Here is a 20,667-nt window from a genome sequence, read left to right as displayed (position 1 = left end):
GCCGACCCCTCGCGGAGTACCCTTCCTTGATCGTTGAGACGGGAAAGGCCCGGGGGAGCGGAAGGCGGTGCACGGGTGGGCTCGGGAGGGCTGGAGCTGCCCCCTGGTGACGAGGGTCACGAGGGAAACTCCGCAGACGTCCCGCCCGGCGCGGCGTCCCTGGCCCGGCCGATGGACGCGGGATCCATCGGGCCGGAGCTGGACTGGGACGCCGACGCCTGGCGCGAGGTGCGCACCCGCGCCCAGCGGGCCGGCCGGGCCTACATCTGGCTGAACCTCGTCGAACAGCGGCTGCGCGCGGTCGTGGCCGCCGTACTGCGCCCCATCTACGAACCCGTCCACGGCGACGACTGGGTGGTCGCCGCGGCCGGCCCCGCCGGGCAGGAGTGGGTGCAGCGCGCGGTCGCCGTGCGCGAGGTCAGCCGCCGCAAGGGCTATCTGCTCGACCCGGCCGACGACAACGTGCTCAGCTTCCTCACCCTGCCGCAGCTGCGCGAGCTGATGGTGCAGCACTGGCCGTGCTTCGAGCCGTACTTCGACGAGCGCCGCGACCTCGAACTCGCCCTGGACGAGCTGGAGGTGACCCGCAACGTCGTCTCCCGCAACCGGGCGCTGTCCGAGGCGGTCCTCAGCCAGGCCGAGCGCGCCTCGGCCCGGCTGCTGGAGACGCTCGGCGCCGGCGGTGACGTGCCCTCCGCGCGCCGGCTGCCTGTGGACGCGGTGGAGGACCTGGTCGGGGACCGCTACGCGGACGTGGTCGCCGTGCACCCCGACAGGGTGCGGCTGATGCGCCAGTTCCCCGCCGAGGACCTCTTCGGGGGCGCCCGCCGTCTCGACGCCATCGGCATCGGCCTCAACCTGCTCGTGCAGAACTTCTCCGGCCGTCGCCTGGTCCGGCTGGCCGAGTCCGACTGCCGGGTACGGCTGCTCTTCCTCAACCCGGCCTCCAGCTCCGTCAAGCGCCGCGAGCGCGAACTCGGGATGAAACGGGGCGAACTGGGCCGGTCGATCGAGATGAACATCCTGCACATGCGCCGGGTCCGCTCCCGGCTGCGCGACCCGGGCGCCTTCGAGATCCAGGTCTACGACGAGACTCCGCGCTTCACCGCCTACCTGGTGGACGGCGACGGCGCCGACGGCATCGCCGTGGTGCAGTCCTACCTGCGCGGAGCGCGCGGGATGGAGTCACCCGTGCTGGTGCTGCGCAACGGCAGCAAGCTGGTCAGGGCGGACGAGGCGGGAGAAGCCGGTCTCTTCCCGACATACCGCGAGGAGTTCGAGCTGTCCTGGGCGGATTCGCGCCCTGTGTCCTGACGTGTGCACCGGCACAAGCGGAACGCGATCCTCTGATTGTCAGTGCCGCGTGCGAGGGTGGAGGCCACTGGGGGAAAGCACCACCAAGAAGGGGGGCCGCCCATGGGCTGGCACCAGGAGCTGCTGATCGGCTTCGACCTGGAGACGACCGGGACCGATCCGCGCGAGGCGCGCATCGTCACCGGCGCGGTGATCGAGGTCAGGGCCGGTGAGCCCATGGGCCGCAGGGAATGGCTGGCCGACCCGGGCGTGGAGATCCCGGCGGACGCGGTGGCCGTGCACGGCATCAGCAACGAACGGGCGACGGCCGAGGGCCGGCCGGCCGACCGGGTGGCCGACTCCATCGCCGACGTCCTCGTGGGGTACTGGAAGACGGGCGTCCCGGTGGTGGCCTACAACGCCGCGTTCGACCTCACCCTGCTCTCCGCCGAACTGCGCCGCCACGCCCTGCCGTCCCTCGCCGACCGCCTGGGCGGCCCGGCCCCCGCCCCGGTCATCGACCCCTACACCATCGACCGCTGGGTCGACCGCTACCGCCGCGGCAAGCGGAATCTGGAAGCGGTCTGCGCGGAGTACGGCATAGTCCTCGACGCGGCCCACACGGCCTCGGCCGACGCCCTCGCCGCGGCGCGCCTCGCCTCCGCGATAGCCGACCGCCACCCGAAGATCGCCTCCCTGGACCCGGCCGATCTCCACCAACGGCAGATCGAGTGGTACGCGCAGTGGGCGGCGGACTTCCAGGCCTTCCTGCGCCGCAAGGGCGAGCCGGACGCGGTGGTCGACGGGACGTGGCCCCTACGGGGGTTGACCGAGAGCCAGCCCGTGTAGGTCGGGGGCGTCGCCCTCAGAACGGGTACCAGCGTACGGTCTCGTCCCCCTCCCGCAACGACGCGACGCGGCGCCGGAACTCGGCCAACGCCTTCGGATTGCTCGGCGCGTGCTGGGCCACCCAGGCGCAGCTGGCCGTCTCCCGAGCCCCGCGGAGCACGCCGCACCCCTCCCACTCCCGTACGTCCCACCCGTACGCCTCGACGAAGGAGTCGTACGCCTCGGCCGGCAGCCCGTACCGGTCCCGGGAGAGAGCCATGACCACCAGGTCGTGCTCGCGCAGGTCGGCGGAGAAGGTCTCCAGGTCGACCAGGACCGGCCCGTCCGGCCCGATGTGCACGTTGCGGGGCAGCGCGTCGCCGTGGATGGGTCCCGGCGGCAGATGAGGCGTCAGCGCGGCCGCGGCCGCCGCGAACCCGTCCCGGCGTGCGCGGAGCCAGGCCGCGTCCTCGGGGTCGATCGCATCGCCCGCCAGCCGCAGCCAGCGCTCCACACCGCTCAGCAGCTCGCGGGGCGGCAAGGCGAAAGGAGGAGACGGAAGTGCGTGCACCAGCCGCAGCAACCGCGCCAGATCCCGCGGCTCGGCGGGCCGTACCGGATCCGGCAGCCGGTGCCACACGGTCACCGGGTGCCCCTCCACCAGCCGCGGCTTCGGCTCGGCCGCCCCTACCGCCGGTACACCCGCCTCGGCCAGCCAGCCGGCGATGTCCAGCTCGCGCCGGGCCCGCTGCAGCAGCTCGGCGTCGCGGCCCACCTTCACCACCAGCTCACCGGCGGCGAACACCGCGTTCTCGCCGAGGGCGAGCAGCCGTGCGTCCCGGGCCGGGCCCGGCAGCACTCCCGCCGCGGCCAGTACGTCCCGTGCCCGTGCCTCGTCCATCGTGCCGCCTCCGTGCCGTCCGGTGGGGTGCGTGTGCCGTACTCGGGCAGTCTCGCATTCGTACAGGTCGGGCGGTGTGCGCGGCCTCTTGACGACGTATCGCCTTCACGGTCATGAGCACGTCAACCGGAGCAGGTAAAGGCTGGATGCCGCCCACCGGCGCTCAGGCCCTGCAGGACCCTGCCCTCCACACCGAGGAGAACGGCTGGGCGACCGGCATGTACCACAGCGGCGCGATCGGTCTCCCCGAACTGTGCAGACGCCTGGAGAACGACGGCAACCGGGTCCTGGCCCGCCGCCAGCGCTGAGAGGCCGCGACCCCGGAAACACCTTGGACGAGACGTCTCGTCTCGTTTACGGTGAACGTCATGACCGCTCCCGCCCATGTCGCCATGTTCTCCATCGCCGCGCACGGCCATGTGAATCCCAGCCTGGAGGTGATCCGCGAACTCGTGGCGCGGGGCCACCGGGTCACGTACGCCATCCCGCCGGCGTTCGCCGAGAAGGTGGCCGCCACCGGGGCCCGGCCCGTGCCGTACACCACGACGCTGCCCGGCCCCGACGCCGACCCGGAGGCCTGGGGCACCACGCTGCTGGACCACGTGGAGCCGTTCCTGGCGGACGCGATCCAGGCGCTCCCACAGCTCGCCGAGGCCTACGCGGGCGACGAGCCCGACCTGGTGCTGCACGACATCGCCTCCTACCCGGCCCGCGTCCTCGCCCGTCGCTGGGGCGTCCCGGCGGTGTCCCTCTCCCCGAACCTCGTCGCCTGGGAGGGGTACGAGCAGGAGGTGTTCGAGCCGCTGTGGGCCGAGCCGCGGAAGACCCCGCGCGGGCGGGCCTACTACGCCCGGTTCGAGGCCTGGCTGGCCGAGAACGGCATCACCGAGCACCCGGACTCCTTCATCGGCCCGTCGCGCTCGATCGTCCTCATCCCGAAGGCCCTCCAGCCGCACGCCGACCGGGTCGACGAACGCATCCACACGTTCGTCGGCGCCTGCCAGGGCGACCGCGCCGACCAGGGCGACTGGCAGCGGCCCGCCGGCGCCGAGAAGGCCGTGCTGGTGTCCCTCGGCTCGGCGTTCACCAAGCAGCCGGAGTTCTACCGGGCGTGCGTCCGCGCCTTCGGGGACCTGCCCGGCTGGCATCTGGTCCTGCAGATCGGCCGGCATGTGGATCCCGCCGAGCTGGGCGAGACACCCGGCAACGTGGAAGTGCACAGCTGGGTGCCGCAGCTGGCGGTCCTGAAGCAGGCCGACCTGTTCGTCACGCACGCGGGCGCCGGCGGCAGCCAGGAGGGGCTGGCCACCGCCACGCCGATGATCGCCGTACCGCAGGCCGTCGACCAGTTCGGCAACGCCGACATGCTCCAGGGCCTCGGTGTCGCACGGCGCCTGGAGACCGGGGAGGCCACCGCCGAGCGCCTCCGCGCGGCCGCGCTCGCCCTGGTCGGCGACGTGGAGGTCGCGCGCCGCCTGAAGGAGATTCAGGCCGAGATGGCCGAAGAGGGCGGTACCCGCCGAGCGGCGGACCTGATCGAGGCCGAACTGCCGGGCGGTACGCAGCAGTAGGAGCGGCACCCCGAAGCCGACCGCACCGCAGCGGCCCCAAGAGGTGCGGGGGCCGCCGGCGATCGTGCGGCTCCGCCGCGGGGGCGCGACCGGCCCCCACGGCCCGCGCCCGCCCGGCCTCGACCGCCCAGCCGGGTGGGCGGCCGTCCGGCGCGCCGCGTCAGACGGGCAGCCGCTCGTCCTCCCCGCGCACCGGCTGGGAGGCAGCCGCCTGCGGCGCCTCGTCGTGGGTGAGGTCGGGCAGGCGGTGCAGCCACTTCGGCAGGTACCAGTTGCGCTCGCCGAGCAGTGCCATCACGGCCGGCAGCAGCACACCGCGGATGACCGTCGCGTCGATGAGGACCGCCGCGGCCAGGCCGACACCCATCTGCTTCATGGACTGCATCGACAGCGTGCCGAAGATCGCGAACACGGCGACCATGATGACCGCGGCGCTGGTGACGACGCCGGCCGTGGTGACCACGCCGTGCCGGATGGCGTCCGTGGTGCTGCGGCCGCGCAACCGGGCCTCGCGGATCCGGGACACGACGAACACGTGGTAGTCCATCGACAGCCCGAAAAGGATCACGAAGAGGAACAGCGGCAGCCAGGTCACGATCGCGCCGACCCCCTCCGCACCCACCAGCGACGCACCCCAGCCGTGCTGGAAGACGGCGACGAGGATCCCGTACGCGGCGCCCACCGACAGCAGGTTGAGCACGATCGACGTGATCGCGACGGTCAGCGAGCGGAACGACAGCAGCATCAGCAGGAAGGCGAAGACGACCACGAAGGCGAAGACCGGGACGACCGAACCGAGCAGCTGGTCGTTGAAGTCGTGGTTGCCGGCCACCTGCCCGGTGATCGGCGCCTGCACGCCGGCCACCTTGCCGAGCGTGGCGGGCCGCACCTCGTCGCGCAGCTTGTCCAGGCTCTTCACCGCCCGGTCCATGTCGGAGCCGCCGACCAGCGGCACGGAGACCAGGGCGACGTTCTGCGCGTCGTGCAGCCGGATGTCGACCGGGCCGTGGGAGGCGCCCGAGGAGATCGCCCGCTGCTTGAAGTCGGCCAGCGCCTGTCGTACTTCGGGCGCGTCGATGTCCTTGGCCTTGACGACGACCTGGGCCGGTTCGCTGCCGCCCGGGAAGGCGTCGTTGACGCGGTTGTACGTCTGCACGATCGGCAGCGACTTCCCGAACTCCTGGTCCAGGGTGAGCTGCTGCGTCTTCATGCCGAGCGCGGGCGCCGCTACCGCCAGCAGCGCGCCGGCCGCCACGACGACGGAGACCAGCGGCTTGGCCAGCACGCCGCGCAGTACGGCCGTCCAGAACCGACTGCCCTCGCCCGCGTCCCGCTTCGGGCGCCGGCGGCTCAGGAACGGGATCCGCCCCTTCTCCACCCGTTCACCGAGCAGCGACAGCAGCGCCGGCAGTACCGTGACCGAGCCGACCATGGCGACCGCGACCACCATCAGGGAGGCGAGGCCCATCGCCTCGAACTCGGCGAGCCCGGTGAAGAGCATGCCCGCCATCGCCACGCACACCGTGACACCGGAGACGATGACCGCGCGGCCGCTGGTGGCGGCGGCGATACGGAGAGCGGTGCCCGGGTCCCGGCCGGCCTGCCGCTCCTCGCGCTCGCGGCGCAGATAGAACAGGCAGTAGTCCACGCCGACGGCCATACCGACCAGGAGCATCACGGAGTTGGCGGTGTCGCTCATCGGCTGCAGATGGCTGACGAGACCCATCAGGCCCATCGTCGCCATGATCGCGGTGATCGCGAGAGCCACCGGAAGCAGCGCCGCCACCAGCGCACCGAAGGCGATCAGCAGGATGCCGAGTGCCACCGGCACCGCCGAGTACTCGGCCTGCTGGAAGTCGTCCCCGAAGGCGTCCTTGTACTGCTTCTGCATGCTGGCGCCGCCGATCTCCTCGATCCGCAGACCGCCGTGCGCCTTCTGTACCCCGGCGACGGCGTCCAGCACCGGCTCGACCCGGTCGACGGCCGTCTTGGCGTCGCCCCGCATGTCGAACTGCACCAGGGCGCTGCGGCCGTCCCGGGAGATGGTGTGCGTGTCGTACGGCGAGGTCACGGCCGTGACCTTCCCGGTGCTCTCGACGGCCTTCACCACGTCGGCGACGGCGGCCCGGAACGGGGCCCCGGTCGCCGTGACGCCGGCCTCCTCGGACTGGATCAGGACGGTCTCGCCGGCCGGCTGCTTGATCCCCGCGTCGCCGATGATCTGCGCGGCGGTGTGCGTCTCGCCCTTGAGCTGGTCGCCCTCGTCCACATCCACCCGGCCCGCCGCCGAGCCGAGCCCCATCGCCAGCACGACGAACAGCACCCATATGCCGACGGCAGCCCAGCGGTGCCGGGCGCTCCAGCCGCCGGCGCGGGCGGCCAGCCCCCGTACCCGCACGTTCCTGTTCCCCATCGCGGGTCTTCCCCCTCGTGTGCGGTGGCGGCCCCCTGCCGCCACCTCTGCGCTTGCTCCGGTCCGACCGTACGAGCCGCGCCGACGCGTCTCGTCCTGCTGCCCGGTGAAGTCGGCGGACCGCCCGTCACCACGGGGGAGGACAGTGGCCCCTTACATCCATCCGCACGTCTAGGGGACGCCTCTCGGGGTTCCGGCACCGGCGGGGACATGGGTTGTCCGTTGTGCCGCCGGCGCGACGGTTTGTGGTGACGAAACTTTGTTGAACAAGTCACAGGTGCGTGTAGAGGTTGATCGGGCCCCCGCCGATCGGCGAGAGTTTCGCGCAGCCCCGCCCGGCGCGGGCCCGGCCGTCGTGCCCGCCCCCACGGGGCACGACGGCCGCTTAGGCTGGCCGGATGACGACCTACGCGGCGCTGTTGCGCGGAATCAACGTCGGCGGCAGCAGGAAGGTGCCCATGGCCGACCTCCGCACGCTGCTGACCGGCCTCGGCCACACCGGCGTACGGACCTATCTGCAGAGCGGCCAGGCCGTGTTCACCGCCGGGCACGGCGACGAGGAGTCGCTGGCGGCTGAGCTGACCCGGGCGATCGAGGAGCGCTTCGGCTTCCCGGTCGACGTGCTCGTGCGCGACCACTCCTACCTGAAGGCCGTCGCCGAGGCCTGCCCGTTCCCGGCCGCCGACCTGGAGCCCAGGCAACTGCACGTCACGTACTTCTCCGCGCCCGTCACCCCGGACCGCTACGCGGGCATCGACCAGGCCGCCCATCTCCCCGAGGAGTTCCGGCTCGGGGACCGCTGCCTGTACCTGTACGCCCCCGACGGCCTCGGCCGCTCCAAGCTCGCCGAGGCACTGTCGCGCGCCCCCGTGACCAGGAGCCTGATCGCCACGAGCCGGAACTGGAACACGGTGGTCAAGTTGGCCGAGTTGACGGCTCCGGGAGCGTGACGGTCCGCCGCCCGAGGAAGGTGGTGTGAGCGATGATCTCGCGGGGCACGGCGAGCCTCGGGTCCCTGTGCAGCCGGCGCCGCTCCTCGGTGGTGCCGGCGGCGGTCACCGCGTCCAGCAGCGCGAGGTCGTCCGGGGCGAGGGACTGCTGTACGTCCCACGGCCCCCAGCAGTCCCACGGGAGCGTCTCGGTGCCGGCCACACAGGCCAGGTCGAGCACGACACTGTGCGCCACCAGCCACAGCCCCCGCAGCTCCGGGTCGGCCCAGACGCCGAAGGTGTCCGGATCCGCCCTTCCGGACCGGTAGGCCCGCCACGCCCGCCCGGCGACGAGGAACTGGTCCCGCGGTACGTCCACGGGGTCGAACGACACGCCGTAGCGGCCGTCATGGACCTGCGCGTCGGCCAACCGCCATGATCCGTCGGGGAGTTGGTACTCGGTCACCCAGTGGTCGTCGTGGAAGCCCTCGACGAAGTAGGTGGCGTACCCGCCCCGGACGCGGGCCGGGGTGCCGGTGGCCCGCAGCAGGGAGCACAGCAGCAACGCGTAGTCCCGGCAGGTGCCGACGAACCGCTGCTCGTAGGGCCGTTCCTCGGTGAGCGGACCACTGCCGCGCTCGCGCAGGATGCGCAGGATCTGCGTGACGTACCGGGCCTCGGCGTCGTGGTGGAGCCGTTCCTCGGGGACGGCGTACCCGAAGCGCTCGCCCTCCAGCCGGTGCAGGATCAGCCCGCGCACCATCGCGGTGAGCCGGCGCGGATCACGGGGCAGGGCGGCGACGTCCAGGTCGCCCGGGTCGCTGTACGGCGTCTGCCGCAGGTGGAAGTCGTCCATGCCCGCACGCTCCGCCTTCCCCCAGGGACAACGTCAAGCACGCGTGTGCGAGGCTCTGGTCCATGCGCTACATCATCATCGGGGCCGGCGCGGTCGGTGGGGCCGTCGGCGGGCGGCTGGCCCAGGCCGGGCGCGAGGTCGTGCTCGTGGCACGCGGCAAGCACCTGGCGGCACTGGACGAACACGGGCTCCGACTGCGGGTGCCGGAAGGCGAGTCGACGTACCGCCTGCCGGCCGTCGACGGTCCCGGCCCGCTCGGCGAACTGCGCGCCGACGACGTCCTGGTCCTCGCCGTGAAGACGCAGGACACCGTGGCCGCCCTGGACGTCTGGGCGCAGGCGCCCGTCGCGGGCGGCGGGACGGCGGCCGAGCGGCTGCCGCTCGTCTGCCTGCAGAACGGCGTGGAGAGCGGACGGCTGGCGCTGCGCCGCTTCCGGCAGGTGTACGGCGTCTGCGTCTGGCTGCCCTCGACCTTCGTGGAGCCCGGCGTGGTCTCCGCCGCCGGCACCCCGCTCACCGGCATCCTGCACCTCGGCCGCCTGCCGCACGGCACCGACGACACCGCCCGCCGGATCGCCGCGGACCTGGAAACCGCCCGCTTCGAGGCGCCGGTCGTACCCGACGTGGCCCGCTGGCAGTACGCCAAGCTGCTCGCGAACCTCGGCAACGCCGTCGAGGCGCTGACCGGAACCCGCGACACCGAGGCCGCCCGAGCGCTGTACGCGCGCGTGCGGGCCGAAGGAGAGGCCGTGCTCGACGCGGCCGGCATCGCCCACACGAGCCCCGGGGAACAGCGCGTGGCCCGTGGCGACAAGGTGACGCTGGTGCCGCTGGACGGGGCGCCGCGCGGCGGCGGTTCCTCCTGGCAGTCGCTCGCCCGGGGCACCGGCACCATCGAGGCCGACCATCTCAACGGGGAGATCGTCCTCCTCGGCCGGCTGCACGGCGTACCGGCCCCGCTGAACGAACTGCTCCAGCGGCTCGCCAACCGGTTCGCCCGCGAGCGCCGGGCGGCCGGTTCGATGCCGGTCGCGGAACTGGTGCGGCTGGCGGACGAGGCGGTGACGGCCGCCGGCTGATCCCCGGCGAGTCACCCGCATCCGGTTGATCTTCCGGCCGGATCGGAGTTTCGTAGGCCCCGGACGCGCGCCGCTCGTTGCGGGGTGCGGCGCGGGAAGGGGACGGGGGCGGACGGTGGACGACTTCGCGGGGGATCCCGGGCGGCTGCTCGCGGAGCGGTTCGAGGCGGACCGGGCGCATCTCACCGCCGTGGCCTACCGGCTGCTCGGCTCGGCCACGGAGACCGACGACGCGCTCCAGGAAGCCTGGCTGCGGGCCCGGCAGGGCGACCTCGACGAGGTCCGGAACCTCACCGGCTGGCTGACCACCGTGGTGATCCGGGTCTGCCTCAACATGCTGCGGTCCCGCCGCAACCGGCGCGAGGAGTTCCTCGACGCCGTGGACAACGGTCACGACACCCCGGCGGCCCCGTCCGGGGCCGACCCCGCCCGGGAGGCGCTCCTGGCCGACCGGGTGGGGGTCGCGCTGCTGGTCGTCCTCGACACCCTCGGACCGGCCGAGCGCGTGGCCTTCGTGCTGCACGACATGTTCGCCGTGCCCTTCGAGGAGATCGCCCCGCTGATCGAGAGGACCCCGGCCGCCACCCGGCAGCTGGCCAGCCGGGCCCGCCGCCGCGTCCGGGGCCGGCCGCCCGCGCCCGGCGCCGACGCCGCACGCCGGCGCCGTGCCGTCGAGGCGTTCCTGGCCGCGACCCGCGGCGGCGACTTCACGGCACTGGTCGCCCTGCTCGACCCGGACGTGGTGCTGCACGCCGACGCGCTGGTCGTCCCCACGCCGGAACCGATCACCGTATGGGGTGCAGAGCCCGTCGCGCAGGGTGCCATGGCGGCGATGGCCCGCGCCGGCTTCACCGGACTCGCCCTGCTGGACGGCGGCTTCGGCCTGGTCATGGCGTGGCACGGGCGACCGCGCCTGGTCCTGGCCTTCGCCTTCGGCACGGAAGGCCGGATCACCCGGATCGACGTAGTGGCGGAACCGGAACGCCTGCGCGGGACGGAGATCGCGGTCGTCGACCACGGGCGGGCAGGGGCCGCAGGCCGGGAAATGGCCCAATGGAGTGAAGCCGGATTGGGCCAGGACATCGAACCAGTGACCGGCTAGCGTCACTGTCATGACGTACCGTGACACCGCCACCGAGTCCGCCCCGACCCGGATCGACTTCTTCTTCGACCCTGCCTGCCCCTTCGCCTGGATCACCTCTCGCTGGATGCTGGAGGTCGAGCGCCTGCGCCCCCTCGACCTCCGGTTCCGGGTGATGAGCTTGTACCTGCACAACCTGGACAACGAACTACCCGACTGGTACCGGGACCTGGTGGACCGCTCGATCGGCCCGGTCAGGGTCGCCGCGGCCGCGGCCGAACGGCACGGCGAGAAGGTGCTGCGCGACCTGTACACCGCTTTCGGCACCCGGATCCATGAACGCGACAACAAGGACTTCGACCAGGTGATCGCCGAGTCGCTGGCCGAACTCGGGTTGCCCGCCGACCTGTCGGCCGCCGCCCACGACCCGTCGTACGACGACGCGGTGCGCCGCAGCCACGAGGCCGGCGCCGAGCCGGAGTCGGGCGGCTATGTGGGCACACCGACCATCCATGTCGACGGAACGGTGTGGTTCGGACCTGTGTTGCGTGCCATTCCACGCGGCGCCGAGGCGGCCGAACTCTTCGACAGCTTCCGGGTGCTGGCCCGCCACCCCGACCTCTTCGAGCTCAAGCGCACCCGCACCGGCGCCCTCCGTTTCGACTGAGCAGGAAGGGGAGTGGCCGATAAACGTCCCTCGCGCGCGCCGCGTTCGCCGAGCCTGTGACACGCGGACCGGGAGCGGCGCAGAACGAAGAGCCGCCGCGGTCCGACGTCACAGGGGAGCGCCGGACCCGGTGGCCCCCCTACCACGCCTGTGCCCCCGGAGGGAAGCGCTCGGCGAACCTCGCGACAAAGCAACCCGGCCGTCCCTAGGGTGAAGCGCGCAGGCGGCCGGAGGGGGACGGATGAGCGTGACGGGCACACCAGGACCGGTGCTGCCGCTGTACCACGAGGACGCACTCACCCGGCGGCCCAGCGCCCCCGGGCCCGGTTCCGGCACTCCCTCCACGGCTCTTGCCCGGGAGGCGCGCGGGGCGGGCCGTCGCGCGTCCTCCGGCCGGTGGCCCGGCCGCCTCGAGCGGCTCGCGCGCCACCAGCTCCCCGTCGCTCCCCGGGACGGGGTCAACGGACGCCGGTCACCCGGACGGGTGGCGATTTTCGGCCCATTCGGTGCCCTTGCGGCCGCCTCGGTCCGGGTCCGCCGCGTGAAGGGCGGTGACCGCGGCACGGCAGGGGCCGTGCGCCACCGCGCCGGTGAACGCGCGCAGGCCGCGCAGCCTGGCGGCCGGGCCGCTCCGCACGGGCCCGCCCGCGCCTCGGCCCCGTCCCGTGCCGGGGCCACCCGCACCGAACCGTCCGCCGGCAGCGGCGACGACACCACCGAGGCGGCCCGGCGGCCCCCCGCGTACAGCGGGCCCGTCGGCACCCCTGGCCGCGGAAACCTCTCCCGGCAGCCACGCGCGTCTCCTCCCCGGGCGGGTGCCCGACCGCACCGGCGGCCCCGGACCCGCCCTGTGGCTCCCCGGGCAACTCGCCGCCACGGAACGGTTTCTGCGGTACCGGGACCCCGTCACCGGCACCTACCGCAGCGCCGTCCCGGCGGTCACCGCGCAGCTGTGCAACATCGCTAACGTCAGTGGCCCCGGCGGCTTCGGCGACCGGGGCCCGATCGCCCCGCGCGTCACCGGGACCCCGGTGATCCGGGCCGCCCGCGCCGGACGCGCAGCCAACCCCCACCCCCGAAGGTTCCTTCGGACCACAAGCGAGGACAGGACATGAGCACCTACAACTTCGGGAACCGACCCGTCGACTTCGCCCGAATCGACCCCAGGAACGGCACACCGGACCTCGAGACACTCATGGCCGTCGCGGACGGGCTCACCGAGGCGCTGCGGGCCGAGTACCCGGGGCTCGTCGGGTGCGGGGAGACCGTCCAGGTGGAGCTGGCGCGGTCAGCCGAGGACGGGCTGCCGCCGAACCGGGGCCGGATCCGCACCGCGCTGGAGACCGTCGCCATCGGAGCGGGGGCCGGCACCGGCAGCCTCACCTTCACCCAGCAGCTGCTGCACGCGCTCGGCCTGTAGCCGCCGCACGCGCCCGGCCAGGTGACCGGCCGGAGCCCTGCCGCCACAGGGCCCGGGCCGTGGTCGCGCGGTCAGGCGCCCAGCGCGGTCAGCACCGGCCGGCGCGCCTGGTCGTAGCGTTCCAGCAGCACCCGCGCCACCTCCGGCGCCGCACCCAGCACCTCCGCCAGTACGTCCGCCCCGGCCGCGCCGCGCGCGATGCGGTCCGGCAGGAGGCCGGGGGCCAGGACGTACGGCGCGACGGCGACCCGCTCGCAGCCGAGGGCGCGCAGCTCGGCGACGGCGTCCTCGGTGCGGGGCAGGGATGCGGAGGCGAACGCGGGTCGCACGGCGCACCAACCGGTGTGCCACCACTCCCGCGCGATATCGGCGATCACCGCGATCGCCTCCGGGTCCGAAGACCCCGCCGAGGCCAGTACGACCCCGGTCGAGGACCTGTCGGCGGGCGTCAGCCCCGCCTCGTACAGCCGCCGTTCCAGCGCGGACAGCAGCAGCGGCGACGGACCGAGCACGTCCGCCTGCCGGATCCGCAGCCGCGCCGGCGCCTCCCGCAGCACGGCGGGAATGTCCGCCTTGGCGTGGAAGGCCCGGGTCAGCAGCAGCGGCAGGGCGACGACGTTCCGCACGCCCTCCGCCGCGAGCGACTCCAACACCCCGTTCACGGACGGCACGTTGAAGTCCAGGAAACCGGTCTCCACGCGCAGCCCAGGCCGCAGCGACCGTACCCGCTCCACCAGGGAGTGCACGGCCTGGGCGTGCCGCGGATCGCGGCTGCCGTGGGCGATGACGACGAGGACCGGGGCGCGCATGTCAGCCCTTCACCAGCAGGCCGCGGCTGCGCAGCACCCACCGCTCCAGCGGGCTGAAGATCAGCAGGTCGATGGCGATGCCGACGAACAGGATCAGGAAGATCGCCTCGAACACCATCGACATGGAACTGGCGTTGCGGCCGTTCTCCAGCAGCGCGCCCAGTCCGATGCCCAGGTCGGGGGAGGAGGCGATGATCTCCGCGGCCATCAGTGAGCGCCAGGAGAACGCCCAGCCCTGCTTGAGCCCGGCCAGATAACCCGGCAGCGCGGCCGGCAGCACGATGTGCCAGGCACCCTTCAGCCCGGTGGCGCCCATCGTGCGGCCGGCCCGCAGGAACAGCGGCGGCACCTGGTCGATGCCGGACACCAGACCGTTGGCGATGGACGGCACCGCGCCCAGCAGGATCACCGCGTACATCATCGAGTTGTCCAGGCCCAGCCAGATCACCGCGGGCGGCACCCACGCCACCGACGGCAGCGACTGCAGACCGGACAGCACCGGGCCGATGGCCGCGCGCACGAACCGCACCCGGGCCACCACCAGCCCCAGCGGGGTGCCGATGGCCAGCGCGAAGAGGAAGCCCAGCAGACCGCGCGAGACGGAGGTCCAGATGTAGCCGACCAGTGTGCCCTGCAGCCAGGCCGTCTTGAACTCGTCCGCGACATCGGCGGGCGACGGCAGCTTCGCCGGATTGTCGACGATCTTGAAGGAGATCAGCGCCTGCCACACCAGCAGCACCACCGCCGTGGCGACCAGCGGCGGCAGGATCTTGGTGGCGAAGGTCTGCCGGAACGAGGCCCGGGAGGCGACGGAGGTCTCCAGGGCGTCCAGGCCCGCCTCGACGCTTCCCGCGTCCGTGGCCGTCTTCGTCTCAGTGCTGGCCATGGCGGCGGATCTCCCCACGCAGTACTTCGGTGATCTCGAGGGACAGTTCGGCGACCGGCGCGTCCTCGATGCGCCGGGGCTGCGGGATGTCCACCTGCCACTCGCGCGCCACCCGGCCGGGCCGGGACGACAGCAGCACGACCCGCTGGGCGAGGCGGACCGCCTCGCGCACGTTGTGCGTGACGAACAGCACCGACAGGCCCGTCTCCGCCCAGATCCGGGTCAGTTCGTCGTGCAGCAGGTCACGGGTGATGGCGTCCAGCGCGGCGAACGGCTCGTCCATCAGCAGCAGCTGGCTGTCCTGCGCGAGTGCGCGGGCCATGGCCACGCGCTGGCGCATACCGCCGGACAGCTCGTGCACGCGCTTGCCGTACGCCCCCTGCAGCCGGACGAGTTCGAGCAGCTGCTCGGCCCGCTCGCGCCGTTCGTTCTTGGCGGTGCCCCGCAGCTTCAGGGCGAGTTCGATGTTCTTGCCCGCGGTCAGCCACGGGAACAGGGCGTGCTCCTGGAACATCAGAGCCGGCCGCCCGTCGGTCGTGATGTTGCCGGCGGAGGGCTCGTCCAGCCCCGCCACCAGGTTCAACAGGGTCGACTTGCCGCAGCCCGAGGCCCCCAAGAGGGTCACGAACTCACCCGGCGCGACATCGAGGCTGATGTCGTCCAGGACGAGCTGCTGCCCGCCGGGGTGCGCGAAGGACTTCGAGACGTGCTCGATGCGTGCCGCGTGCTCTACGGCCTCGGCGGCCTTGGCGAAGGTCGTTGCCATGGTCGTCACCTCCTGGGAACTCATCGGCTTTCGGGCTTAACCGACGCCGAGACCGGCGTCGCTGACGGTGGGCTCGCCCTCGGCCTTGAGGACCTTGTTCAGCAGGGTGAGGTCGTATATGCCGGCCAGCTTCGGGCTGTCCAGCAGGCCCGCCTTGACCGCGTGCCGCGCCTCCGTGTCCAGGGTGGCGGCCAGCGGATCGTCGGTGAACCGGATCGACCTCCAGGCCGGGTCGAGGACGTCGGCCGGCAGCGCCTTGCCCGAGTCCGCCGCCAGCTGCCTGTTCGCCGCGGCCTTCGCCGCGTCCGGGTTGGCGTTGATCCACTTGTTGGCCTCGACCGAGGCCCGCAGCACCGCCTCGACCACCTTCGGGTGCTCCTTCAGGAAGCCCTGCCGCACGATGACGTTCGTGATGACGAACTTCTTGTCCGGCCACAGCGACGCCTCGTCCAACAGCACCTTGCCGCCCTCGGCGACCAGCTTCGACGCGGTCGGCTCCGGGACCCAGGCGCCGTCGATGGAGCCGGAAGCGAACGCGTCCGGGGTCACCTTGTTGTCGGTGCGGACGACCGACACGTCGCCCTCGCCGCTCTGCGCGTCGACCTTCCAGCCCTGATCGGCGATCCAGTTGAGGAACGCCACGTCCTGCGTGTTGCCCAGCTGAGGAGTGGCGATCTTCTTGCCCTTGACGTCCTTCAGGGACGTGATCTTCTTCGGGTTCACGACCAGCTTCACGCCACCGGACGCCGAACCGCCGATGATGCGCAGATTCTTGCCGTCCGACTTGGCGTAGCCGTTGATCGCGGGGGAGGGGCCGATCCAGCCGATGTCGATCGAGCCCGAGTTGAGGGCCTCGATCTCGGACGGGCCGGCGTTGAAGACCTGGTACGTGGCCAGGGTGGCGCCCAGCTCCTTCTGGAAGAAGCCCTTCTGGTTGCCGACCAGCGCGGTGGCGTGCGTCAGATTGCCGAAGTAACCGATCTTCACGGAGTCGAGTCCGTCGATCTTCCGGGCCCCGGCGGCGACCTTGGCGGTGGCGTCGTTCTTGGCCTGGGAGCCGTAACCGCAGGCGGCGAGAGCGAGGAGGGGCAGCGCGGCCGTCATCGCGAGGATGCGGCGGAAGGCGGTCGTTGCAGGCACGGGAGGCGTTCCTCTCGGAGGCCCGGCGGTCACGGTCTGTCAGGTCGTGGCCGGGAGGTCGGCAGGTCTTCGTCCACGGCGGTGGCGGGTGAGGGCGCGCAGGCGGTGCGCGTACGTCAGCGCGCACATCGCGCCACTCCGCCCTGCCCGCTGCCGAGGGCACCGCTGCCGATGCGGCCGCCCTCCTTGGCGAACGTCGAGTAGACGTCGGTCCGGTTCATGCTCAGAAGTCCCAGCCGTCGTGCTCGGACTCGTCCTTGACCGGCTCGGGGGCGGCGAACGACTCGCCGACCATGCCCGCGGTCAGCGTGGTGCCGTCGCTCGGGTCGATCAGGATGAAGGAGCCGGTACGGCGTGAGTCGGCGTAGGAGTCGACCGGCAGCGGCTCGGCGGTACGGATCTTCACCCGGCCGATGTCGTTGGCGACGAGCTGCCCCGGGTGCGGGTGCAGGGACAGGTCGTCCAGCGTCAGCCGGGAAGGGATGTCCTTCACGATCGCCTTGACCGTGCGGGTGCCGTGCTTGAGGAGCACCCGGTGGCCGACGGTCAGCGGTTCGTCGGCCACATGGCAGACGGTGGCCTCCACGTCCTGGGTGGTGGCCGGCGCGTCCTTCGTCGGCACGATCAGGTCGCCGCGCGAGACGTCGATGTCGTCCTGCAGCAGGAGCGTCACCGACTGTGTCGTCCAGGCCACGTCGACCGGCTCGCCCAGCAGGTCGATGCCCGCGATCCTCGTCGTCCGCCCGGACGGCAGGACCGTGACCTCCTCGCCCACCCGGAAGGTGCCGGCCGCGATCTGGCCCGCGTAGCCCCGGTAGTCCGGGTGCTCGGCGGTCTGCGGCCGGATCACGTACTGCACGGGCAACCGTGCGTGGCAGTGCGCCAGGTCATGGCTGACCGGCACGGTTTCCAGGTGTTCCAGGACCGTGGGGCCGCCGTACCAGTCCATCTTCGCGGACGGCTCAACCACGTTGTCGCCGGCCAGCGCCGAGATCGGGATCGCGGTGACCTCCGGGACGCCCAGCTCGATCGCGTACGCCGTGAACTCCTCGGCGATCGCCGCGAACACGCTCTCCTCGTACCCGACGAGGTCCATCTTGTTGACCGCGAGGACGACGTGCGGGACCCGCAGCAGGGCCGCGATCGCCGCGTGCCGGCGGGTCTGTTCCACCACGCCGTTGCGGGCGTCGACCAGGATCACGGTCAGCTCGGCGGTGGAGGCGCCGGTGACCATGTTGCGGGTGTACTGCACATGGCCGGGCGTGTCGGCGAGGATGAACCGGCGCCGGGGCGTGGCGAAGTAGCGGTACGCCACGTCGATCGTGATGCCCTGCTCCCGCTCGGCGCGCAGGCCGTCGGTGAGCAGCGCGAGGTCCGGGCCGTCCTGGCCGCGGCTCGCGGAGGCCCGCTCCACGGCCTCCAGCTGGTCGGCGAGGACCGACTTGGAGTCGTGCAGCAGCCGTCCGACGAGCGTGGACTTGCCGTCGTCGACGGAGCCGGCGGTGGCGAACCGCAGCAGGGTGGTGGCCGAGAGCGCCTCGGTCGTGGTCGTGCTCATGCTTAGAAGTACCCCTCGCGCTTGCGGTCTTCCATCGCGGCCTCGGACATCTTGTCGTCGGCGCGGGTCGCGCCCCGCTCGGTGAGCCGGGAGGCGGCGATCTCGGTGATCACGGCGTCCAGCGTGGTCGCGTCGGAGTCGACGGCGCCCGTGCAGGACATGTCGCCGACGGTCCGGTAGCGCACCAGGCGCATCTCGACACTCTCACCGTCCTTCGGGCCGCCCCACTCGCCCGCGGTCAGCCACATGCCGCCCCGCTGGAACACCTCGCGCTCGTGGGCGAAGTAGATCTGCGGCAGCTCGATGCCCTCGCGGGCGATGTACTGCCACACGTCCAGCTCGGTCCAGTTGGACAGCGGGAAGACCCGGACGTGCTCACCGGGAGCGTGCCGGCCGTTGTACAGGTTCCACAGCTCGGGGCGCTGACGGCGCGGGTCCCACTGGGAGAACTCGTCGCGCAGCGAGAACACCCGCTCCTTGGCGCGGGCCTTCTCCTCGTCCCGGCGGCCGCCGCCGAAGACCGCGTCGAACTTCTCGCTCTGGATCTTCTCCGTCAGCGGAAGCGTCTGGAGCGGGTTGCGGGTGCCGTCGGGACGCTCCTTGAGCACACCGCGGTCGATGTAGTCCTGGACGGAAGCCACATGCAGGCGCAGACCGTGCTTCTCGACCGTGCGGTCCCGGTACTCGAGGACCTCCGGGAAGTTGTGTCCGGTGTCGACATGCAGCAGCGAGAACGGCACGCCCGCCGGGGCGAACGCCTTCAGCGCGAGGTGCAGCATGACGATGGAGTCCTTGCCCCCGGAGAACAGGATCACCGGGTTCTCGAACTCGCCCGCCACCTCGCGGAAGATGTGCACCGCCTCGGACTCCAGCGCGTCCAGGTGCGACAGGGCGTACGGGCTGTCCGTGCCGTCCTTCACCGTGGCGACCGTGGTCATGCCAGTCCCCTCTCGCTCAGCAGGGCGTACACGCTCGCGGCGGACTCCTGCACGGTCTGGTGCTGCGACTCGATCCGCAGATCCGGCGTGCGGGGCTCCTCGTACGGGTCGTCGACCCCGGTCAGCCCGGTCAGCTCGCCCGCGGCCTGCTTGGCGTACAGCCCCTTCACGTCGCGCACGCTGCACACCTCGACCGGGGTCGCCACATGGATCTCCAGGTACGACGTCCCGTTCTCCGCGTGCCGCTCGCGCACCGCGTCCCGGCTGTCCGCGTACGGCGCGATCACCGGCACCAGCGCCTTGACGCCGTTACGGGCCAGCAGCTCGGCGACGAAGCCGATGCGCTGCACGTTGGTGTGCCGGTCCTCGCGGGAAAAGCCGAGGCCCGCCGAGATGAACTCGCGGATCTCGTCGCCGTCGAGCACTTCGACGCGGTGGCCCTCGGCACGCAGCAGGCCGGCCAGCTCGTGGGCGATGGTGGTCTTGCCGGCGCTCGGCAGACCCGTGAGCCAGACGGTGGCTCCGGTGGTCACGTCGTTCTCCTGGGTGGCAGTGGTCGTGTCCGTCACAGCAGTGACAACGGCGGCTGTGGGCGACGTGTGAGGTGCGGTGCGCGCGGTCATCCGTGCAGCCCGCACTCGGTCTTGGCACGTCCCGCCCAGCGGCCGGCGCGCGGGTCCTCGCCCTCGAGGACCCGCCGGGTGCACGGGGCGCAGCCGACGGAGGCGTAGCCGTCCGTCAGCAGCGGGTTGGTGAGGACCCCGTGCTCGGCGATGTAGGCGTCCACGTCGTCCTGCGTCCAGCGGGCGATCGGGGAGATCTTGACCTTCTGCCGCTTCTCGTCCCAGCCGACCACCGGGGTGTTCGCCCGGGTCGGGGACTCGTCGCGGCGCAGGCCGGTCGCCCACGCCTGGTAGCCCCTCAGGCCCTGTTCGAGAGGCTTGACCTTGCGCAGGGCGCAGCACAGGTCGGGATCGCGGTCGTGCAGCTTCGGGCCGTACTCGGCGTCCTGTTCGGCGACCGTCTGCTTCGGCGTGAGGGTGATGACGTTGACGTCCATCACGGCCTCGACGGCGTCGCGGGTGCCGATGGTCTCCGGGAAGTGGTAGCCGGTGTCGAGGAAGACCACGTCCACGCCCTTGAGCACGCGCGAGGCGAGATGGGCGACGACGGCGTCCTCCATGGAGGACGTGACGCAGAACTTCGCGCCGAAGGTGTCGACCGCCCACTGGAGGACGTCCAGGGCGGAGGCGTCTTCGAGGTCGCGCCCCGCCTGCTCGGCGAGGGCCTTCAACTCGTCGGTCGTACGGTCCGTCTGAGCGGTCGTCATATTCGCTCGTCCCCTCCGTTGTCGGCTCGCTGCAGTCCCCGGGCGAGCAACCCGAGGAACTTCAGCCGGAATGCGCGGTTGCACGCCCCGCATTCCCAGGCACCGTGACCCTCCTCGCTCGGACGCAGGTCCTCGTCGCCGCAGTAGGGGCAGTAGAAAGGTGCGGCCCGCTCGCTCATGCTGCGTCCTTCGCGTCGTTGGC

The 20,667-nt window shown here is 72.3% G+C and carries 20 protein-coding genes and 2 pseudogenes; 10 read left to right on the top strand and 12 right to left on the bottom strand.

Features of this window, described 5'->3' with window-relative positions:
- The first annotated feature begins 75 nt into the window (after positions 1-75).
- On the top strand, positions 76-1,314 hold the full coding sequence (locus tag AB0L59_RS11810) for an SAV2148 family HEPN domain-containing protein (RefSeq protein ID WP_365581868.1): 1,239 nt from the start codon (positions 76-78) through the stop codon (positions 1,312-1,314).
- A gap of 102 nt (positions 1,315-1,416) precedes the next feature.
- A complete protein-coding gene (locus tag AB0L59_RS11805) occupies positions 1,417-2,142 on the top strand; it encodes a 3'-5' exonuclease (RefSeq protein ID WP_365581866.1) in 726 nt (241 codons plus the stop codon).
- A gap of 16 nt (positions 2,143-2,158) precedes the next feature.
- On the opposite strand, the gene AB0L59_RS11800 is transcribed toward AB0L59_RS11805, so the two are convergent.
- Positions 2,159-3,022: an aminoglycoside phosphotransferase family protein gene (locus AB0L59_RS11800; RefSeq protein ID WP_365581864.1), complete on the bottom strand. Its 864-nt coding sequence runs from the start codon at positions 3,020-3,022 to the stop codon at positions 2,159-2,161.
- 143 nt (positions 3,023-3,165) lie between these two features.
- Here AB0L59_RS11800 and AB0L59_RS11795 point away from each other — a divergent pair.
- Positions 3,166-3,330, top strand: a pseudogene (locus AB0L59_RS11795) (sugar ABC transporter substrate-binding protein); the annotation flags it as partial.
- A gap of 23 nt (positions 3,331-3,353) precedes the next feature.
- Positions 3,354-4,593, top strand: a pseudogene (gene mgt, locus AB0L59_RS11790) (macrolide-inactivating glycosyltransferase).
- A gap of 160 nt (positions 4,594-4,753) precedes the next feature.
- Here mgt and AB0L59_RS11785 read toward each other — a convergent pair.
- Complete coding sequence (locus AB0L59_RS11785) at positions 4,754-7,006, bottom strand: MMPL family transporter (protein ID WP_365581862.1); 2,253 nt, start codon at positions 7,004-7,006, stop codon at positions 4,754-4,756.
- Between the two features lie 398 nt (positions 7,007-7,404).
- Between AB0L59_RS11785 and AB0L59_RS11780 the strand changes: the two genes are divergently transcribed.
- Positions 7,405-7,956, top strand: a complete 552-nt coding sequence (locus AB0L59_RS11780; RefSeq protein WP_365581861.1) for a DUF1697 domain-containing protein — start codon at positions 7,405-7,407, stop codon at positions 7,954-7,956.
- On the opposite strand, the gene AB0L59_RS11775 is transcribed toward AB0L59_RS11780, so the two are convergent.
- Positions 7,922-8,791 (bottom strand): transglutaminase domain-containing protein, encoded by an 870-nt coding sequence (locus AB0L59_RS11775; RefSeq protein ID WP_365581859.1) that lies wholly within the window; start codon positions 8,789-8,791, stop codon positions 7,922-7,924. The genes AB0L59_RS11780 and AB0L59_RS11775 overlap by 35 nt on opposite strands.
- Positions 8,792-8,853: 62 nt before the next feature.
- Here AB0L59_RS11775 and AB0L59_RS11770 point away from each other — a divergent pair, with 62 nt between their 5' ends.
- The 5 genes from AB0L59_RS11770 (at position 8,854) to AB0L59_RS11750 (ending at position 13,038) form a co-directional block, all read left to right on the top strand.
- Positions 8,854-9,870, top strand: coding sequence for a 2-dehydropantoate 2-reductase N-terminal domain-containing protein (locus AB0L59_RS11770; protein ID WP_365581857.1), 1,017 nt, complete (start codon positions 8,854-8,856; stop codon positions 9,868-9,870).
- Between the two features lie 115 nt (positions 9,871-9,985).
- On the top strand, positions 9,986-10,972 hold the full coding sequence (locus AB0L59_RS11765) for a sigma-70 family RNA polymerase sigma factor (RefSeq protein ID WP_365581855.1): 987 nt from the start codon (positions 9,986-9,988) through the stop codon (positions 10,970-10,972).
- A gap of 10 nt (positions 10,973-10,982) precedes the next feature.
- The gene (locus tag AB0L59_RS11760) at positions 10,983-11,618 is read left to right on the top strand and encodes a DsbA family protein (RefSeq protein WP_365581854.1); all 636 of its coding nucleotides are present in this window, start codon (positions 10,983-10,985) and stop codon (positions 11,616-11,618) included.
- A gap of 815 nt (positions 11,619-12,433) precedes the next feature.
- Positions 12,434-12,733 (top strand): hypothetical protein, encoded by a 300-nt coding sequence (locus tag AB0L59_RS11755; protein ID WP_365581853.1) that lies wholly within the window; start codon positions 12,434-12,436, stop codon positions 12,731-12,733.
- A complete protein-coding gene (locus AB0L59_RS11750) occupies positions 12,730-13,038 on the top strand; it encodes a hypothetical protein (RefSeq protein WP_365581851.1) in 309 nt (102 codons plus the stop codon). Before AB0L59_RS11755 ends, AB0L59_RS11750 begins: the two co-directional genes overlap by 4 nt.
- A 71-nt stretch (positions 13,039-13,109) precedes the next feature.
- Here the strand turns inward: AB0L59_RS11750 and AB0L59_RS11745 are convergent, their stop codons facing one another.
- From AB0L59_RS11745 to AB0L59_RS11705, 9 genes are all read right to left on the bottom strand, one after another.
- Complete coding sequence (locus tag AB0L59_RS11745; protein ID WP_365581850.1) at positions 13,110-13,847, bottom strand: sirohydrochlorin chelatase; 738 nt, start codon at positions 13,845-13,847, stop codon at positions 13,110-13,112.
- Position 13,848: 1 nt separating this feature from the next.
- Entirely contained in the window at positions 13,849-14,733 is an 885-nt protein-coding gene (locus tag AB0L59_RS11740; RefSeq protein ID WP_365581848.1) for an ABC transporter permease, read from the bottom strand.
- The gene (locus AB0L59_RS11735) at positions 14,720-15,523 is read right to left on the bottom strand and encodes an ABC transporter ATP-binding protein (RefSeq protein WP_365581847.1); all 804 of its coding nucleotides are present in this window, start codon (positions 15,521-15,523) and stop codon (positions 14,720-14,722) included. The genes AB0L59_RS11740 and AB0L59_RS11735 overlap by 14 nt, the downstream gene beginning before the upstream one ends.
- Positions 15,524-15,535: 12 nt before the next feature.
- A complete protein-coding gene (locus AB0L59_RS11730; RefSeq protein ID WP_365581846.1) occupies positions 15,536-16,639 on the bottom strand; it encodes an ABC transporter substrate-binding protein in 1,104 nt (367 codons plus the stop codon).
- 223 nt (positions 16,640-16,862) lie between these two features.
- A complete protein-coding gene (locus tag AB0L59_RS11725; RefSeq protein WP_365581845.1) occupies positions 16,863-18,197 on the bottom strand; it encodes a GTP-binding protein in 1,335 nt (444 codons plus the stop codon).
- A 2-nt stretch (positions 18,198-18,199) separates the two neighbouring features.
- Positions 18,200-19,135 (bottom strand): sulfate adenylyltransferase subunit CysD, encoded by a 936-nt coding sequence (gene cysD / locus AB0L59_RS11720; protein WP_365581843.1) that lies wholly within the window; start codon positions 19,133-19,135, stop codon positions 18,200-18,202.
- A complete protein-coding gene (gene cysC, locus AB0L59_RS11715; protein WP_365581841.1) occupies positions 19,132-19,758 on the bottom strand; it encodes an adenylyl-sulfate kinase in 627 nt (208 codons plus the stop codon). Before cysC ends, cysD begins: the two co-directional genes overlap by 4 nt.
- Complete coding sequence (locus AB0L59_RS11710) at positions 19,755-20,465, bottom strand: phosphoadenylyl-sulfate reductase (RefSeq protein ID WP_365581840.1); 711 nt, start codon at positions 20,463-20,465, stop codon at positions 19,755-19,757. The genes cysC and AB0L59_RS11710 overlap by 4 nt, the downstream gene beginning before the upstream one ends.
- Complete coding sequence (locus AB0L59_RS11705) at positions 20,462-20,644, bottom strand: hypothetical protein (RefSeq protein ID WP_365581839.1); 183 nt, start codon at positions 20,642-20,644, stop codon at positions 20,462-20,464. The genes AB0L59_RS11710 and AB0L59_RS11705 overlap by 4 nt, the downstream gene beginning before the upstream one ends.
- Positions 20,645-20,667 lie beyond the last annotated feature (23 nt).

Source organism: Streptomyces sp. NPDC052109 (assembly GCF_040680195.1).
Classification (GTDB): Bacteria; Actinomycetota; Actinomycetes; order Streptomycetales; family Streptomycetaceae; genus Streptomyces.
This window is presented reverse-complemented; position numbering and strand designations above follow the sequence as displayed.

Bases quoted from the DNA above. Each gene is read 5' to 3' on its own strand.
- AB0L59_RS11805 (WP_365581866.1), top strand. From the start codon at position 1,417: ATGGGCTGGCACCAGGAGCTGCTGATCGGCTTCGACCTGGAGACGACC.
- AB0L59_RS11800 (WP_365581864.1), bottom strand. From the start codon at position 3,022: ATGGACGAGGCACGGGCACGGGACGTACTGGCCGCGGCGGGAGTGCTG.
- AB0L59_RS11785 (WP_365581862.1), bottom strand. From the start codon at position 7,006: ATGGGGAACAGGAACGTGCGGGTACGGGGGCTGGCCGCCCGCGCCGGC.
- AB0L59_RS11780 (WP_365581861.1), top strand. From the start codon at position 7,405: ATGACGACCTACGCGGCGCTGTTGCGCGGAATCAACGTCGGCGGCAGC.
- AB0L59_RS11775 (WP_365581859.1), bottom strand. From the start codon at position 8,791: ATGGACGACTTCCACCTGCGGCAGACGCCGTACAGCGACCCGGGCGAC.
- AB0L59_RS11770 (WP_365581857.1), top strand. From the start codon at position 8,854: ATGCGCTACATCATCATCGGGGCCGGCGCGGTCGGTGGGGCCGTCGGC.
- AB0L59_RS11760 (WP_365581854.1), top strand. From the start codon at position 10,983: ATGACGTACCGTGACACCGCCACCGAGTCCGCCCCGACCCGGATCGAC.
- AB0L59_RS11750 (WP_365581851.1), top strand. From the start codon at position 12,730: ATGAGCACCTACAACTTCGGGAACCGACCCGTCGACTTCGCCCGAATC.
- AB0L59_RS11745 (WP_365581850.1), bottom strand. From the start codon at position 13,847: ATGCGCGCCCCGGTCCTCGTCGTCATCGCCCACGGCAGCCGCGATCCG.
- AB0L59_RS11740 (WP_365581848.1), bottom strand. From the start codon at position 14,733: ATGGCCAGCACTGAGACGAAGACGGCCACGGACGCGGGAAGCGTCGAG.
- AB0L59_RS11735 (WP_365581847.1), bottom strand. From the start codon at position 15,523: ATGAGTTCCCAGGAGGTGACGACCATGGCAACGACCTTCGCCAAGGCC.
- AB0L59_RS11725 (WP_365581845.1), bottom strand. From the start codon at position 18,197: ATGAGCACGACCACGACCGAGGCGCTCTCGGCCACCACCCTGCTGCGG.
- cysD (WP_365581843.1), bottom strand. From the start codon at position 19,135: ATGACCACGGTCGCCACGGTGAAGGACGGCACGGACAGCCCGTACGCC.
- cysC (WP_365581841.1), bottom strand. From the start codon at position 19,758: ATGACCGCGCGCACCGCACCTCACACGTCGCCCACAGCCGCCGTTGTC.
- AB0L59_RS11710 (WP_365581840.1), bottom strand. From the start codon at position 20,465: ATGACGACCGCTCAGACGGACCGTACGACCGACGAGTTGAAGGCCCTC.
- AB0L59_RS11705 (WP_365581839.1), bottom strand. From the start codon at position 20,644: ATGAGCGAGCGGGCCGCACCTTTCTACTGCCCCTACTGCGGCGACGAG.